A 16956-nucleotide genomic window follows, 5' to 3' on the forward strand; every position below is an offset into this window, starting at 1 on the left:
CTTTTTTGACATATCGACTCCAGTAATGATTTCCATATCTGCAATAATATCTTGCTGAAAGTCTTTTACAAACTCCAGTTCTTCAATTCGTTCCTTTAGTTTTTTAATTTCATCTAATTTACTCATACCATTATTTTGTTGAGCTAATGTACTATATTTTCTAATCCAATATGCAATAGTAGTTCTAGGAACTTCATATTTTTTGGCAGCAAAGTTTGTAGAGATTTGACCATTTTGAATTTGGTCAACGATGAATAATTTGAGTTCTAATGTTACTTTTTTGTACGTTTTTTTTTGCCAGGGTTGTTTTTGTAATTTCATAAGTGACTATCAATAATTGATGAATTTTTAGTCAACCTATTTCAGTAAAGTTCAGTTTTTTTATTGTGCCTAACGTGATTGTGTATGGTTTGTTGCGTTGTTCAATGGACCTAATTTAGTAAATAAAATACAAACCAAGAAAGCTCGTGAGAATTTTGGCAAGTAAGCGATTACTAGCAATTAATTATACAGAGTGTTAGCTACAGATTTTTCCGATTAAGCTTTTTAATCCAATAAGTTATATATATGCTTCCAATTACTCCTGGTAAAAGCCAATTAAATAAATATGGCAAAAACTGATTAACCACAAAAAATGCTGTTATAGAGGCTAAATACCCACCTGTCATTTTACCGATATGTAATTTTAGCCACTTTTCTCTTAACAATTTTTTGTTTTGAAATAAACGAATATCTCTAATACCAAAACTAATGCCCACTAGTCCGAATACAAGTAATACAATATCAATGTTTTTATCAAAAATAATAGGATAAATAATCATAACTAGTCCTGTAATAACCATAATTATAGCAATTAATTTATCAAGAAATATATTGTGGGTTTTATTCTTGAATTTCAAGCTTCTATATCCTCCGATCAAGAAGTAAGTACTAAACATACCTATGGAAAATAAAAAAGGACTTTCGTGATTCGGCATTACAGATATTACGAAAGCTGTTAATGCAGAAATTAGCATAGCGTAGTAAAAAATGCGACCTGCTTTTTTATGAATACTATTTCCTTTTTTTGCAATAAGGGCAACTCCACCAGCTAATAAAGCAACTCCACCCATTGGAGCATGTATGTAATAAATTAATATTTTAGCAATTGTTTCAATCTCCATAAACATTATTTTATTTGGTTTAAATTGTTTATGAATTCACCTATAGTTTTAATATAAGCAATATTATCTTCTCTCAAAGCTTGAAGATGTCCACCTTTATGTATCCAAAATTCTTTAGGTTTTTGAGCATTTTTGTAGTTTAATTCTGCTTGGGAAAATGGAACAGTTTTATCTTCTATACTATGAATAACTAATTTGGGTAAATCTTTTATTTCTTTTATGTCTTCTTTTACTGAATAAGGTGAAGTAAGATATTGTTGTATCATTGGTTTTTGAGTTTCAGGTGCTTGTGACAAGGCTATATCTGTAAACGAACTCATACCGCCATCTATAATTAATCCACTAATTTTGTTTTGATTATTTTTGGTAAGATGAGTAGCTACTTGACTACCTAGCGAAGCTCCATAAACTACAATTTTGGTGTTTTCAATTTCTCTCCTTTTCAATAAACTATCAAATACTATTTGAGCATCTGAGATTACATTTATGTGTTTAGGAACACCTGATGAAAGACCATATCCTCTAGGCTCAAATATTAATACCTGATACCCTAGAGAAAGAAAAGACTTTGCAATAGGAGTATATTTAGAAGCATTTCCACTAGCACCTATAAATAATAAAATGGAAGTTTGAGTTTCTTTTTTTGGTTTAAGCCATAGTGTGTGAATTTTTACAGTATCTATTTCAAAAAATAAATCTTCGTGATTTACAGTTTCATTTATAGAGTAATCTTTAGAAGGAAAATAAAATTTCTCATCGAATTGTGCATTTGATGTATTACATAACGCAAGAAATGTAATCGTAATAATTAAAATTTTGTTCATATCTGTGTATTTTTTAAGTTAAAATATTTAACAATGATAGAACAAAAACCTATGTAGACAATAAGCCTGTGACAAAGCACACGACTTTGTGATAAGTTACATTATTGATATGAGATATTCTAGATATTGCCCAATTTAGCGTTAAATGATTTAATGTAATTTCTAGAAACAGGCACTTGAATTTTTCCGTTTTTAAGAACTAATCTATAACCTTGGGCATTTCCGTTTACTTCTTTTATTTGATCTAAATTTACAATAAAAGCTTTATGGCTTCTAAATATAGAATCGAAATTTTCTAGTTGTTTTTCAATATCTTTTAGAGTGTTGCGCATTGTTTTTTCTTTAATTCCTTCATTTTCAACCCACCTAATAGTTGCATAATTGCCAATGGATTCAATAAACAACAAATCAGATACCGTTGTTTTAATCTTATCCTTGCGATTTGATGCAAAGAGTTGTAATTCCCCCTTTGGCTTTTTTTTGCTAACCTGATTAATCAATTCTTTATTTAGTACGGAAGCTTGATTTAAATTTTTTGCTAACTTTCTATTATGTGATACAATAGTTAAAGTAGTAAGAGGAATAATCGCTGTAACAAAGGTGTAAAGAATAAAATGTAGAAAAATGTATAAGTCATTTGGAATATCTATAACGTAAATAGAGTAATAATAATTAAGGATAGTAATTAAAAATACATTCCAAAGCAACCAAATAATTTGAAAAAAAATTGTCCATTTTTTTTCCTTGAAAATAGCAGGGAATAAAAGAGGTGATATATGTTGATTAAAGCCAACAGCAAAGAAAGTTAAAAAACCATAACCTAGGATTATCCATATTTTATGTTTGGTATCAAAAATGTGTAAACCAAAGGGTTGGAAAGCAAAAAGAAAAAGTGTAATAAAAATTCCAAAAGTGATTGCTTTTTTCCATGAATATAAATTTAGTGGATAAGGTTTTTTTAGGATTCTTGTCATTTCTGTGTTTTTTTGTATTATACTGATATAGGTTGACCTTTTTTTAGATTAATTTATATCGTTCAAATTATTTTTTTAGCGGTTTATAATGCAAAAAATAATTTGAACTAGCTTTGTTTTTAAATTGTTAGTTCGTGTAAATTTACATTATTTCTTCGATATGATTTATATTTTATATTCGGATTTAAATGTACTTCCGCAGGTTTTCTTAAATTTAGGCTAAAATGTGTTCTTAAATTATTGTATATACCTACCGCTTGTTTTGTAATTTCTTGAGCAATAGCTGTGTTTTTAATTATTTCTTTTAAAGCATATTCGTACTTTAAAGTTCTATTGATTCTTTCAGCAATAGCATTTTCGTATGGATCATATTGTTCCGTCATACTCATTATAATTCCATTACTTTCAGCAAACTCAGTGTATTTAGGATTACAATATTGGAATCCTCTGTCAGAATGATGGATAAGTTTTTCATGAGGGTATTCCCTATTTTTAATAGCCATAGCAAGCGCATCGGTACAAAGTGATGTCTTCATGTGGTTATCGAGTTTATATCCCATAATTTTCTTGGAATAGGCATCAGTAACGATTGCTAAGTAGTTGTGTCCATTTTCAGTTTTGATGTATGTAATATCAGCTACCCAAAGTTGCTCTGGTCGAGTAGGAACGTGGTCTTTTACAATGTTTTTATATTTTCTAAAAAGATGTTTTTAATTTGTTGTTGTTACATAGTTTTTTCTTTTAGGAATAAGTAAGTTATGAAGCCTTAAAAATCGGTAAAACTTATCTCTACCTATGTTAATATTCTGATTAACCATATCGTTTTTCAATTCGGTATAGAGTTTAATTCCTCCAGTTTTAGAACCTACATTTTTACGATATTGTTGCACCATTTTAATTAGTTTTTTATCATTTAACTGTTTGTTTTCTTGTTTTTTAATTCTTTTGTAGAAGGCTTGTTTACTAATCCCAAAACACTGATAGAACCATTTTCTTTTAAAATGTTTTTCTTCTTTATTTCTATCTCTTTTGCTAATGTTTCGGGCAACGACTTTTTTGACATATCGACTCCAGTAATGATTTCCATATCTGCAATAATATCTTGCTGAAAGTCTTTTACAAACTCCAGTTCTTCAATTCGTTCCTTTAGTTTTTTAATCTCATCTAATTTACTCATACCATTATTTTGTTGAGCTAAGGTAGTATATTTTCTAATCCAATATGCAATAGTAGTTCTAGGAACATCATATTTTTTGGCAGCAAAGTTTGTAGAGATCTGACCATTTTGAATTTGGTCAACGATGAATAATTTGAGTTCTAATGTTACTTTTTCGTACGTTTTTTTTCGCCAGGGTTGTTTTTGTAATTTCATAAGTGACTATCAATAATTGATGAATTTTTAGTCAACCTATTTCAGTAAAGTTCTTTTTGTTAATGAAAGCTAACGTTATTGTATATGGTTTGTTGCGTGTTAAAGCACCTAATTTAGCAAATAAAAACCGAATAGAAAATCCGCGAGGATTTTCGTAAGTAGGCTAGAACTAGCAATAAATTATATACGGTGTTAGCAACAGTTTTAATTCCTTTCCATTGTGGATTCTAATTCGGATAGCCTAAACCTTAATGATTCACTCTCATCTCTATTTTTCTCCAAATCATTCCGTAAGTATTGAATTTCCATAATTAATCCACTAATTGTTTCGTTCAATGAACTGATTTCATTTGCTAAGGCTTGTGTTGACATATTTTCATTTGTTTTGGTTATTCATAAGTTGATTAAGTCTTTCACCGTTTTTTAAGAAATAGACATTATTAAATAATTCTTCGTAGTAATAAGGATTTTCTTTATAGAACATTGTTGGTATATCAAGGCTAAATGTGAAAGTTAAATTATCAATGAGTACTTGATATTGTACTACTGTGTTATCGTATTCATAATCCAAATTTCTAATCATATAGTTTAAAGTTCTTCTTAAGGCAACATTATTTTTTAAATATGCTTTGGTTGCTTTAAATCCCTCTACTTTGGTATTTAATTGTTCCTCAAGTAACTTAGTAAGTGGCTTATCCATTTGTTCCTTATTCTCTTGATATAAAGTCCAGATATTCAAGTTTTTATTTTTTTTAATTGAATTCTTTTTAACTTCAATAACATTTACTGAAAATGTAATTGCACTATCTGATTCGTAAGTTCTATAAATTGTATGCTCAGAAACACCAGTATCAAAATTCCATTTATCAGGACCGTCGTACGCAACATTATATTTAAAATTGGAATATATGTTTGTTATTGAATCTATATGCTCGTTAAATGTGTTTTCGTTTTGTTCTTTAAAAGACTTTTCAAAACCTGAATCAATGTTCTTTGGCTTAGAACTTTTTGAATTGCAAGAAACTAATAAAAACACGAAAAGAAAGATTAGAATTTTATACTTCATTTTAGGGCTTATTTATAAAGTTTTTTTTCTTTTGAAGTATTTTACACCTACAAAAATATAGATTACAAGTCCAATTATTGCACTTATTGAGCCTATTGAATCTTTGTCTCTCGTAAGGTGATTTTCTATATAATAGAATTGCATTAAGAACCATTCTGCAATTTGATGAGACATCATAAAAACGAAGAAGAGACCTAAAATCCAATAAGTAATTACAGGTATAAAGTTGTTCTTTTTTTTAAGCCATAACTTTACTAAAAGTATAAATCCAATTAAAAGGACTAGTTTGATTCCTAGGATTAAAATAACGTCTAAAATTTGATTCATTCTGTGTGGTTTTTTGTTCGTACTAATTGTTGCTAACGGTTTGTATATGAAAAGTGCTGTTTTGTGTGCGAGGATTTTCCGCAGGAAAATCAGATGTAGCAAAACGGCACTGACTTTTGTATTATGACCAAATTAAGCATTTTTTATATACGTTGTTGTAAGTAGTTTGTTTTTTTTCAGTTTATAATTCTGATTTAACTTTCTATTTCTTAATTCAACATTTGAGTAATTTCGACAAGTTTTTAATTCAGATTTTACGTGATTTTTGAATTCTTATTTTCTGTATTTTTCTCAATTCTACAAACGTTATAAATTCAGATTTTACATAATAATTCGGTCATTTTTATTTTCAGATTTCGCATAAATTTTGCAATTCCTATTCTGTATTTTTCTCAATTCTATAAGCGTTATAAATTCATATTTTAAATAATAATTCAGTCGATTTTATTTTCAGATTTTGCGTAAATTTTGCAATTTCTATTCTGTATTTTTCTCAATTCTACAAACGTTATAAATTCAAATTTCACGTAATAATTCGGTTAATTTTATTTTCATATTTAGAGTAAATTCAAGTATTTATAGATTCTAAATTTTATTCGTAATATTTTTCTACCGATATTTTTAAATTTCTGTATTTACTTGAAAATCAGGTTCTAATTGCGTAATTTTTGCGAATTACTTACAACGGTTTGTATAAGATTAGTTGCGTGGTTTAAGCACTAAAGTTAGCAAATAAATCACACATAGAAAGTCCGCGAGGACTTTCGTAAGTAGGCTAGAACCTAGCAATTAATTTTATACGTTGTTGGCGGTAGTGTTTTGTTTTTCGCTAATTAAATCTCTCCATTCCTCAGGTAAAATTTCATTTTTAAAATAACTATGCGCTAAATATCTAATACAAGAAAGTCCCAAAATATCAGTTTCGTATGAATTTGTTGTTTCTTTTTTTTCTATAACTGATTTTTTAAACTCATTAAAATCAGCTTCGTTCTTTAATAATTTTAAACCATCTTGAACTCTTTCAATACAGTCAACAAAATATTCATTGTGTAGATGCTTTTCAAATAGTAATTTCTCAACATTATATTTATTAGAATCAATTGATACTATTTGTAAACTTAAATTATCATTTATAAAGGACAGTATTTCTTTGAATAAATTTTCTGAATTAAATACAACACAGATTTCTAATAATATTGCAAGTAAAATTGAAGAGCTGTCACAATATTCATCTGGTTTGTCTCCAGTTGCAATAAATTCAATTATTGGATTAATCCTGTTATGTAATTCAGGCAGTCTATTGTGTTTGAATTTTTCAATTCTAAGATTTGCTATAGTAAGTTGGAAATATCCACCCAAGAATGCAACGTCTTTTTGTCTAAGACAGTTTTTGTCGGAAAAAAATAGAAACAATTGAATTATTGGTATGGAATGATTATCAAATAATGGTCGATTGAATCCACTATTATTATCTATTAATTCAATTAGTAAGTCTTTTTGTTTGTTTTTAAGACGCTTAATTTGCTTAGATTCAAATACTGTACTTCTTAATCTACAATAATAAATGATATCATCTAAATATTCAAAACATCTTATCGGATAACCAATTTTCTCATAGAAGGCACCATACTCAGAATATAAACCATTTTCAATTTTTGCAATAGAAAATGTTTTCTGAAAATACTTGTCAAATATTTTAAATTGACCTTTTAATAATTTTTTATACTCTTTAACTACCGGTTTTTTGTTTTGCAAATTGTTTTCTAAAATCCAATTCCAAGTTTTTAAAATTAAAAACTTTGAGCATTCTTTTGCAGGTACTAGATAGTTGTTTTCTTTACTATAATGAAAGATAATAGAATTTAAGAGATTTAATGTTGCAAATAGTTTTTTAAAAGCTCTGCTTTTTATGTTTTCAACTTTATTAAATTGAATAGTTACTAATTCTTTAAATTCTAAATATTCATTGTCAGGTGAATCTAGAAAAGCTAAAGTTTTTTTAAATAATCTATTACTTGCTTCATCTGAAAGTAAATTTTCATTAAACAAGTATTTACTAAAAATATCCGTTAGATAGTATATATCCCAACGTTCAAATTCCCCTTCTTTAAATTCCCTAGAAATAAAACCTTCAAAAGTATCTCTTATATTGGTTTTCAAAACTCCATTATGTACAACTACTATTTTTATAGGTAAATCGTTGAAACCTGGAATAGTGGAATCTTTGAAAAATGTATCTTTGGCTTCAATTATTGATTCTCTTATACCATCTGCTTTTGAATAATTGGCTTGAGTTATATCTTTGTCAGAATATCCTTTTAATTCAAAGTACCATTTATGTTTTATTCCATTTTCATCTTTACCTACTGCAATAATATCTTTACCATATTGAGATTGCCCTTTTGATTCTTTTGCAGTCTGAATAATTCTAAAACCCATAATGTTTAGAAGAATTGGAAATAGATAATCTAATTCTGAATCTTCTTTTAATGAAGCGAGGTATTCACGTACTATTATACTATTGCTATTCATTTTCAAGACAGTTTTTAATTTCTACAAAATCTTCATCTGTCCAATCTTGACTAACAATAAACCCTATTTCAAGTTCATATTTATTTGGATTTACAAAATAACTTCTAGGCATTGTAAAACTAGTGCCAACTTTACCTAATTGTGATATTTCTTTATTTGCCCCAAATCGCCAACCACCACCTTTAGATAATTGTACTGTGTTTGTTCCTAGTATTGAAAGAAGACTATTTTCTCTTGCACCTTTATCTACTGATTTACTCATCTTTTTAGAAAATAATTCATCGAACAATTTAATATGTTTATAGTGTGTGTGATAGGGATTCAATTCAGATACAGAATTTTTTATATCAATGTTTTTGCCGTAGTAATCCTCAATATAATTTTTAATCCTTTTAGTTACTAAATTATAGTTAGGATTATCTTTGTTTAGATTGTCTTCCAATACTTTACTTACGTGACCTCCATAGTCTTCCGATATTTCTTCTAGTTTACATAAAAAGCTTTCTTTAATTAATTCACTTTTAGAACCAATTAATGGAAGTAAAGCAATTAATCTATTTTTAGGTTCGTGAAAGTCCTGAGTTAAAGACATCCACAATTTATATTGTGAAATATATGGTAGTTCTAAAATATTAAACGTAAAACGATAAGCATTATAATTTGACAATTGATTGAAAATTTCAATACCTGTTGTTCTTTTACTAGCTAGGTTGCTCGTTAAAAGGTCTATTGTGAATTTGTCTAATTCAATTTTATCTACAGAATGGAAATATGATTCAAAGCTTTTTATGAATTTTTCGAAGGGTTTCTGTTCAATTATTTTTAATACAACATTTTTAAATGAATCAAATTCTTTTAAATGCCAAAACACATTACTTATCGGATTTATATATTTCTCAATTGAAAAATAATTTTGATTTATTAGTTTGATTAAAATCTCAGTTTTTTCTTTATTATAATTATTTACTATGTTTAAATTGTTTAAGATATAGTAAGCTGCTTTTTCATTTTCAATAGCTAATTTTAATTCTTCAAAACAAAAAGCGTGATATTTTGTATTGTTGGATTTTAGAATAGAGAATACAAGTGATAGCACGGAAATAATTAATAAATTCTTCTTATTGTTATTATTTATCAGTTTGATAAATAATTCACATTCGTTAATCTCAATTTTTGAAATGTTTGATAATCCAAAGAAAATAGCGTTTAGTTTATGTTCTTTTTGTATCAAATCATTCAAGACAGAATCATAGAATTCAATGTTTTTATTTTCATATAACCCAGAGACTATGTAGGATATTAGGTTTTCTTTGTCCTCAGTTACTGAAAGAGATTTGTTTAATAATTCTAGACCTATGTCATAGTCAGCCTTACATTTATTCTTTATACCATTTAAAACAGCGGTTAAATCAACATTATAGTGTGCATCACTTTTTGTTAGCTCAGTTTGAATAAGTGCATTATCAAATATTACTGTACTTGTCAAATTAAGTGATGGTAAAAGACAGGAATATGCATTTGTGAAATCGGATATTCTATCAGATTTATTGTCTTTATCTAATGATTTTAGGTGTTCATTAAAATTACAATTCCAAATAGTATTGGATTCTTTTATTATGAATTTCCAAAATTCCTTTTCTAAAATATGATAATCAGGAATATATTTATTATTCGTAAAATCTTGTTTAATGTCCTTTATAAAATCTATGTTAATTTGAAACTCAACACTTATTTTAAAATCTAATTTTTCTTTGTATTTTTCTAAGAAGCAGGAAGATATTAAATCAAAATCAGCTATAGATATTTTATCGTTTTCTAGTTTGAGAATTTTTTTTTCAAATAATAATTTGTCAAAATCAGTCTCATTGGGTGAAAATTGCAGTTGTTTCAGTTGGATAGCTGAATCGATAAACGAGCTTATAATTTTGTCCATAAATTCAGTATTCTCTTTTTCAATTTGAGGTTGGTTTTACATTACCGCCAACGTGTTTGTATAAGGAAAGTTGCGTGTTTTAAGCAATAAAGTTAGTAAATAAAACACGAACCAAGAAAATTCGCGAGGGAGGTCACAAAAATTATGAAAAGCCTTTGTTTACGAGTATTTCAGAAGAATTAAAAAAAATAGGTAACGATTTAGTAACGAAACTAACTACTCCCATTTTCATTGAATTTCAAATAACTTCATTACAAAGTTAAGGTTTTAATATATAAAAAAACTAAATAAGTTATGAAAAAATAAGAAGCTCATTTTAAGCGTTTTAAGGTCTAATTTAAAAATGTTTAAAATGAATAATAAAAAGAAAAATCACCAAGAAATATTTAAGCAGATAAGCCAAAAGGAAAATGAGCTCAACAGCAAAATGTATGATTCCATAATAGAAGTATCTTACCAAATGATTCTATTCCTTAAGGAAATATTAAGTTCCTTAAAAGATGAAGTATTACGTAATGATTTTAGAGATGTTAAAGAAGAAATAGCATTTTTTAAAAGAAACAAAACCCAAAATACAAGGACTGTTAATTTACTATAATTATGTTTATAAAGTAGAAGTTTCCTGTCCAATCGGAGATGAAGAATGCTTAATCACTCATTACAAACGTTCATTAAAACAAATCTCAAAGAATAATTTGGGATGTAACAAGGCAAGATATTTTCAAGAATATATTAGAGCAAAAAGAACAGATAAAGATGGGGACTATTTTACAAGAGGAGGAAATAAAGATTTTGCTTGTGGTGTAGGAAATTCATTTGTATTTACAGATTTAAAATTTACTACCTGCTACGATTGTATATTTTCATTATTGTTAGGAGAGGAAAAATATTGTTCTTATATTATGTCTAAAATAGCTCTTATCAAGACAAATAAATCTTTTGATATTCAAAAATTAAATTGGGGAGGTTCTAAAAATTCTATGATAGAATTAATTTATGCCTTATCTATTTCGAATATCATCCCACAAACTAATATTCGCACCATAGCAATTGTTTTTGAGAAAATATTCAATATGAAACTTGGGGATATTCATCATGCATACCATAAAATGAAATACAGAACTCAAAGCCGAACTATATTTTTAGACCAATTAAAAGATGCTTTGACAAAACATTTGAATAAAGGTGATATATAAATATCAAAAACACATCGTAGATTAAAAATCAGTCTTTCTTAAATGACTGATTTTTTTTAAAAACAACTACCCATTGCCAAGCCCTTGGCAATAATACTTCCTGAACCACTTCATCTTTGCCCCATCATTTTAATTTTATAAGCGATGGAACTTATCACATTACAATCCGAAGTATGGAAGCAACTTCAATCTCAAATTGAAGCTATCCATAATTACTTCGAAAAACCAGAAGAAGAGACATACAAAAACGTATGGCTCAATCATCATGAGGTTTGTGTTTATCTAAAAATTAGTTCTCGTACACTCACTCGAATGCGTAAAGCAGGCGAAATCACCTATTCAGAAAATAGGCGACAATATTTTTATACCATTGGAGCAATTCAAGAATTATTAGACAAACGTGCTGTAGCATCAAAAGAAGATTATATCGAAGCATTAGTTACCCAAGCAAAACGTCATTTAAAGCAATAGGTTATGAATTTAGACAGAAGAGAATTTTTTGCGTGGATGGATCGTATTCAAGACCGATTTGATTTGTTGGATGAAAAATTAATACGCTTACAGCGTCAAAAAAATGTTATTGAGGGGGAACAATTATTAGACAATCAAGATGTACTGACTATTTTAAAAATAAGTACAAGAACGCTGCAACGTTATCGTTCATCAGGAAAACTTCCTTACTACGCTATTAGCGGAAAAACGTATTACCGTCTTTCAGATATCAATCATTTTATCAAAACCTTATTTAAACATCCCGTAACGCCAAAGTAGGTTTTGGTAAGTCAAAGAACGTCAATAGATAAAGGTTATATTTTTAATATTTCTCTCCTCTTATTTTTGATTAATAATCATAAAATAAAAAGAATATGAGCGAAACAAATCAAGAGTTACCGGAACAGTTTTCGGATATTTTATTGGTGTTGGACCAAGAAAAAAAAGAAATTCGAGCAGTAAAAGGGTTGGATAAAAATGGAAATTTAGAAACTACCGACCCTAAAGAAGCAAATCAAAATGATTTTTTAAAAGTAGATAAGCACGGTGATATGCTTTCTAATTTTTTTTCGAATTATTTCCGTCAAGCAAAAGACCCTTCACGTTTTAGATTTTTTAAAGTGCCTAAAAAGCAAGTAGAAAAAATAGTAAAAGTTTTTAAAGAGCAATTAAAAAACCCAACAAAAGCAATGCGTGATATGATGAAACATCATGAAATAGATACCACAAAATTTAATTTAAAAAAGGAAACACAAATGACAACAAAAGCAAAAAATCAAGAGGTCGAAAGTAAGGCAGTAACACCAAAAAGAGAAGAAAAGAAAACAGAAAACACCAACAAACAAAGTGACTATCGTTATCAAGAAAAAGATATTGATTGGGAAACCTTATCAAATTTGGGTATTACCAAAGAAAATTTAGAAAAACGAAACTTATTAGATGGTTTATTAAAAGGCTATAGAACCAATGAGTTAGTTCCTGTTAGTTTTAATGTTAATACTGCTTTTAGCCGATTAGATGCCCGTTTATCCTTGCAAAAAAACAATGAAGGAAAGGTTACGATGGCAATTCATGGCATCCGTAAAGAGCCTATGCTAAACTATCCTTTTTTCGGACACGAGTTTAGTGATGCAGATAAGAAAAATCTTAAATATACAGGAAATATGGGACGTGTGGTTGATTTACAAAACCTAAAAACAGGCGAAATGATTCCTTCTATTGTTAGTGTAGATAAACTGACTAATGAATTGGTCGCCTTAAAAATCGAATACATTAAAATTCCTGATGAAATTAAAGGAATTACATTAAGTGACGAGCAAAAACAATCTCTACAAGAAGGTAAATCTTTGTATTTAGAAGGGATGACTTCAAGTAAAGGAAAGGAATTTAATGCTACGGTGCAGTTCAATGCCGATAAACGTTATGTAGAATTTATTTTTGATAAACCGACTCAAAATAAACAACAAAAACAAAAGAATACACCTTCGGGAGAAATTCCAAAAATGATTAGAGGTAAGGAATTGACTAAAGACCAACGTACACTTTTAAAAGATGGAAAAACCATTTATATAGATGGTTTTGTGAGTAAAGAAGGAAAGGCTTACAAGGGCTATTTGAAGTTAAACGGAAACAAGGGTAGCGTAGATTTTTCATTTAAAAACCCGAATAAAAAAGAAGATAAAGTCGGACAAGAAACCAGTAAAGGGGAAGCGCAAAAACCAGAAGAAAAATCGAATAAACCAAAAGGTAAAAAGCTATAAAAGATGATAGCAATATTAACAGAAAAGCCCAGTGTAGCGGACGAATTAGCGGTACACTTAGGGCTTACCCAGCGTAAAAACGGTTATTGGTTGGGTAACGGATATGCCATTACGTGGGTATTTGGACATTTAGTAGGATTAGCAATGTCAGAAAGCTATGGTTTTCAGGGGTTTAAAAAAGAAAACTTACCTATTATTCCTACTAGTTTTTTATTGATTCCTCGACAAATAAAAATTAGAAATGGTTATAAGGTTGATAAGCGAGCTTTTAAGCAATTACAAATTATTAAAGAAATATTTGAGCGTTGCGATAAAATCATAGTAGCAACCGATGTAGGTAGTGAGGGCGAATTGATTTTTAGATATATCTATCAGTATTTACAATGTCAAAAACCTTTTGAACGTCTATGGATTAGCTCCTTGACCGATAGAGCTATTGCTGAAGGCTTCCAGAATTTACAAGATGGTCATAATTATGATAGGTTGTATCAAGCAGCACAAGCTCGTAATCAAGCGGATTGGCTAGTAGGAATCAATGCAACACAAGCATTGAGTATTCAAGCGAATAATGGTGTGTATTCTTTAGGAAGAGTACAAACACCTACTTTGGCAATGGTTTGTAAGCGTTATTTGGAAAATAAAAACTTTAAACCAATAACCTATTGGAAAATCCAATTACAACATACTGTAAATGGCATCAAGTTTTATACGCAATCAGATACTTCTTTTTCTGATAAAAAAATAGCAGTATCGGTCATAGAAACTCTAGATGTTTTAAAATCGGTAACAGTAGTTGAAGTCATACAAAAAGAAAAAATAGAACAACCTCCTTTGCTCTACGATATAACAGGCTTACAAAAAGAAGCACATACAAAGTTTAATTTATCAGCTTTAAAAACATTAGCTATTGCTCAATCGTTGTATGAAAATAAATTGATAAGTTATCCTAGAACAGGAAGTCGCTATATTTCAGAAGATATGTGGGAGGGTATTCCAGAATTAATCCGAAGTTTAGAAAAAAATGAAAGTTTAAAGGAATATGCTAAAGAACTACGTTTACAAAAATTACAAAAACGTATTGTAAATGATGCAAAAATAACGGATCATCATGCATTATTGATTACTGAAAACATTCCAATTAATTTAACGAAAGAAGAAAATGCTATTTACGGTTTAATAGCCTTCCGTTTATTAGAATCCGTTTCAGGGCCTTGTATTAAAGAAATTACAGATCTAAAATGTAAGGTGACAAAAGAACTATTTACCGCTAATGGTATGGTTATTATTTCGGAAGGTTGGCGAGGTGTCAGAGGGCATTTTGAGCAAAGAAATAATCAAAAACTTCCTGAAATAGAGCAAGGAACAGCATTAAAAATAAAAAATAGTTCTTTATTAGAAAAACAAACCCAACCCAAACCATTATTAACGGAAGCTACATTATTATCAGCAATGGAAAATGCGGGTAAAACCATCGAAAACGAAGAAGAACGATTGGCAATAAAAGACGTAGGGTTGGGTACACCAGCAACACGAGCAAATAGTATCGAAACGCTATTTCAACGTGATTATATGGAACGTCAAAAAAAATCGCTTATTCCTACGGAAAAAGGATTGCAAGTATATGCTATTGTAAAAGACAAACGTATAGCAGATGTAGCTATGACAGGTTTATGGGAAAAATCATTAGCCAATATAGAAAAAGGCGAAATGAATGTAGATAGCTTTCAAAAAGCGATTGAAGTATATACGGAACAAATAACGGCAGAACTTTTACTGACTGAAATAAAAACGATTCAAAAGGAACTTTTATGTTGCCCAAAATGTAAAGAATTATCTGTTAAAATATTTCCGAAAGTCACCAAATGTATGGATGATACTTGTGAGTGGTTACTATTCAGAAATATTTGTGGTAAAACAATGACTAAAAACGCTATTCGAATCTTATTAAAGAAAGGTAAAAGTCCATTATTAAAAAGCTTAAAGAGTAAAGCGGATAATACTTTTGATGCATATTTGGTCTTAGGTTTTGGTGGCGCAACTACTTTTGAATTTCCTGTAAAAAGGCGAAAATAAATCTTTAAAAATATCGTTTATAGTAGTATTGGTATTCAATTTTTTAGTATCTAGTACCTGAACTTTCTCATTTTAAACTATACCATTATGGAAACAACAACAGAAAGAAGAGATTTATCATATTTCCAGCTACGTTTACAAGAATTTTTAAATCAAAGTTATCCTGAATTAGCTAAAGACCAAGAATCTATAACTGTAAAGGGAAATTTAGCAACAGAAATGTATGCAGATGCCATTAAGAGTGGTAATAATCATTTAGAGGCATCTTACGAGGCTAATGAAGTTTTATTTTCAGACTTGCCATTTTCAAAAATGGATATGCTTTTTAATGTAGTTTGTGAAGAATTTAATAGAGATATTCCTGATAACGAATTACGCTCGTTTACAGAAAAAATGTATCCAATTTGTCAATCTATATTTAGTCAATACAAATTAGATAAGGATTTTGAAGATGATGAAATGTACGCCTCATTGTACACAGAATTAACAGGAACTATTCAGCTCTGGATGGATGAGCATTTGGTAATTTAATAAGTATATGAATTGTTTTAATCACCCAGAAGAAAATGCAGTAGCTTCTTGTCAAGACTGCCAAAAAGGTTTGTGCAATGGATGTGCAAGCCTTTATACTTTTCCTATTTGTATCCAATGTAATAGCCAAAGAAAACAATCTCAAAAGAAGGAGATTTACAAAGAATTATTTTTAATGTTTGTTTTTGGTTGTGTTTTATATTACCTGTTGGCAACAAATAAAAAGCCACCCACTCAAATACGCTAATCAACTGGTATATATCCATATTCAGGTGCAAATATTTCTAAATCACAAATTTCCCTTTTTACACTTGTAAGAAAGCCATATTTATTTTTCATATCCCAACTAACAATTAGAAAAACTTCTTCTTTTTCCAAATCAAAATCTATAGCATCTTTATTGCAAAGAGATTTTAATTTCATTGGCATTTCTTCTACTTTTCTATTTTCCCACCAATTAAGTTTTTTAAATAAATGAGGATGTTTTTCAATGTCTTCTAATAGTATTTCTGCATCAATTAAAGATTTATTATGGTTATACCAATTATTTGTTGCGTTTGGTATTCTCTCTAATAAATCTCCTTTTTTAAATTTACCTTTTGGGTAAGTTTCAATAACTTCAAATCTTGGTATTAATAATTCTTTCGCTTTCATAGATGTATGTATTTTAATTTTTATCAAAATTAATGTGGCTTTTTATCAGTAGCCAACAC

Annotated in this window: 17 protein-coding genes and 1 pseudogene; 7 read left to right on the forward strand and 11 right to left on the reverse strand. The window is 28.8% G+C overall.

The window, feature by feature from the left end:
* The 10 genes and pseudogenes from L0U72_RS10910 to L0U72_RS10955 form a co-directional block, all read right to left on the reverse strand.
* The coding region (locus tag L0U72_RS10910; RefSeq protein WP_233899214.1) for a helix-turn-helix domain-containing protein at positions 1 to 321 on the reverse strand (321 nt) is incomplete at its 3' end.
* A 200-nt stretch (positions 322 to 521) separates the two neighbouring features.
* On the reverse strand, positions 522 to 1163 hold the full coding sequence (locus tag L0U72_RS10915) for a DUF2306 domain-containing protein (RefSeq protein ID WP_233899216.1): 642 nt from the start codon (positions 1161 to 1163) through the stop codon (positions 522 to 524).
* A 5-nt stretch (positions 1164 to 1168) separates the two neighbouring features.
* Positions 1169 to 1987 carry an alpha/beta hydrolase gene (locus L0U72_RS10920; RefSeq protein ID WP_101916488.1) on the reverse strand — a complete coding sequence of 273 codons (819 nt, stop codon included), beginning with the start codon at positions 1985 to 1987 and terminating at the stop codon, positions 1169 to 1171.
* A 119-nt stretch (positions 1988 to 2106) separates the two neighbouring features.
* Entirely contained in the window at positions 2107 to 2961 is an 855-nt protein-coding gene (locus tag L0U72_RS10925) for a LytR/AlgR family response regulator transcription factor (protein WP_233899217.1), read from the reverse strand.
* 119 nt (positions 2962 to 3080) lie between these two features.
* Positions 3081 to 3647 (reverse strand): annotated as a pseudogene (locus tag L0U72_RS10930) (IS3 family transposase); the annotation flags it as partial.
* A 24-nt stretch (positions 3648 to 3671) separates the two neighbouring features.
* Positions 3672 to 3854: a hypothetical protein gene (locus L0U72_RS10935; RefSeq protein ID WP_233899219.1), complete on the reverse strand. Its 183-nt coding sequence runs from the start codon at positions 3852 to 3854 to the stop codon at positions 3672 to 3674.
* A gap of 20 nt (positions 3855 to 3874) precedes the next feature.
* Entirely contained in the window at positions 3875 to 4333 is a 459-nt protein-coding gene (locus tag L0U72_RS10940; protein ID WP_233899221.1) for a helix-turn-helix domain-containing protein, read from the reverse strand.
* 376 nt (positions 4334 to 4709) lie between these two features.
* Entirely contained in the window at positions 4710 to 5399 is a 690-nt protein-coding gene (locus L0U72_RS10945) for a hypothetical protein (protein WP_233899223.1), read from the reverse strand.
* A 1122-nt stretch (positions 5400 to 6521) separates the two neighbouring features.
* Positions 6522 to 8258: a hypothetical protein gene (locus tag L0U72_RS10950; RefSeq protein WP_233899225.1), complete on the reverse strand. Its 1737-nt coding sequence runs from the start codon at positions 8256 to 8258 to the stop codon at positions 6522 to 6524.
* Positions 8251 to 10191: a hypothetical protein gene (locus tag L0U72_RS10955; protein WP_233899227.1), complete on the reverse strand. Its 1941-nt coding sequence runs from the start codon at positions 10189 to 10191 to the stop codon at positions 8251 to 8253. The genes L0U72_RS10950 and L0U72_RS10955 overlap by 8 nt, the downstream gene beginning before the upstream one ends.
* Positions 10192 to 10543: 352 nt before the next feature.
* Between L0U72_RS10955 and L0U72_RS10960 the strand changes: the two genes are divergently transcribed.
* From L0U72_RS10960 to L0U72_RS10990, 7 genes are all read left to right on the forward strand, one after another.
* Positions 10544 to 10789: a hypothetical protein gene (locus L0U72_RS10960; RefSeq protein WP_233899228.1), complete on the forward strand. Its 246-nt coding sequence runs from the start codon at positions 10544 to 10546 to the stop codon at positions 10787 to 10789.
* Positions 10779 to 11387: an RteC domain-containing protein gene (locus tag L0U72_RS10965; RefSeq protein ID WP_233899259.1), complete on the forward strand. Its 609-nt coding sequence runs from the start codon at positions 10779 to 10781 to the stop codon at positions 11385 to 11387. The genes L0U72_RS10960 and L0U72_RS10965 overlap by 11 nt, the downstream gene beginning before the upstream one ends.
* 144 nt (positions 11388 to 11531) lie before the next feature.
* Positions 11532 to 11858 (forward strand): helix-turn-helix domain-containing protein, encoded by a 327-nt coding sequence (locus tag L0U72_RS10970; protein WP_233899230.1) that lies wholly within the window; start codon positions 11532 to 11534, stop codon positions 11856 to 11858.
* A gap of 3 nt (positions 11859 to 11861) precedes the next feature.
* Positions 11862 to 12158 (forward strand): helix-turn-helix domain-containing protein, encoded by a 297-nt coding sequence (locus L0U72_RS10975; protein WP_233899232.1) that lies wholly within the window; start codon positions 11862 to 11864, stop codon positions 12156 to 12158.
* 95 nt (positions 12159 to 12253) lie between these two features.
* Entirely contained in the window at positions 12254 to 13639 is a 1386-nt protein-coding gene (locus tag L0U72_RS10980) for a DUF3945 domain-containing protein (protein ID WP_233899234.1), read from the forward strand.
* A gap of 3 nt (positions 13640 to 13642) precedes the next feature.
* On the forward strand, positions 13643 to 15712 hold the full coding sequence (locus tag L0U72_RS10985; protein ID WP_233899236.1) for a type IA DNA topoisomerase: 2070 nt from the start codon (positions 13643 to 13645) through the stop codon (positions 15710 to 15712).
* 87 nt (positions 15713 to 15799) lie between these two features.
* Complete coding sequence (locus L0U72_RS10990; protein ID WP_233899238.1) at positions 15800 to 16243, forward strand: DUF1896 family protein; 444 nt, start codon at positions 15800 to 15802, stop codon at positions 16241 to 16243.
* Between the two features lie 243 nt (positions 16244 to 16486).
* On the opposite strand, the gene L0U72_RS10995 is transcribed toward L0U72_RS10990, so the two are convergent.
* Entirely contained in the window at positions 16487 to 16897 is a 411-nt protein-coding gene (locus L0U72_RS10995) for a hypothetical protein (protein WP_233899240.1), read from the reverse strand.
* Positions 16898 to 16956 lie beyond the last annotated feature (59 nt).

Source organism: Tenacibaculum piscium (assembly GCF_021390755.1).
GTDB lineage: Bacteria > Bacteroidota > Bacteroidia > Flavobacteriales > Flavobacteriaceae > Polaribacter > Polaribacter piscius.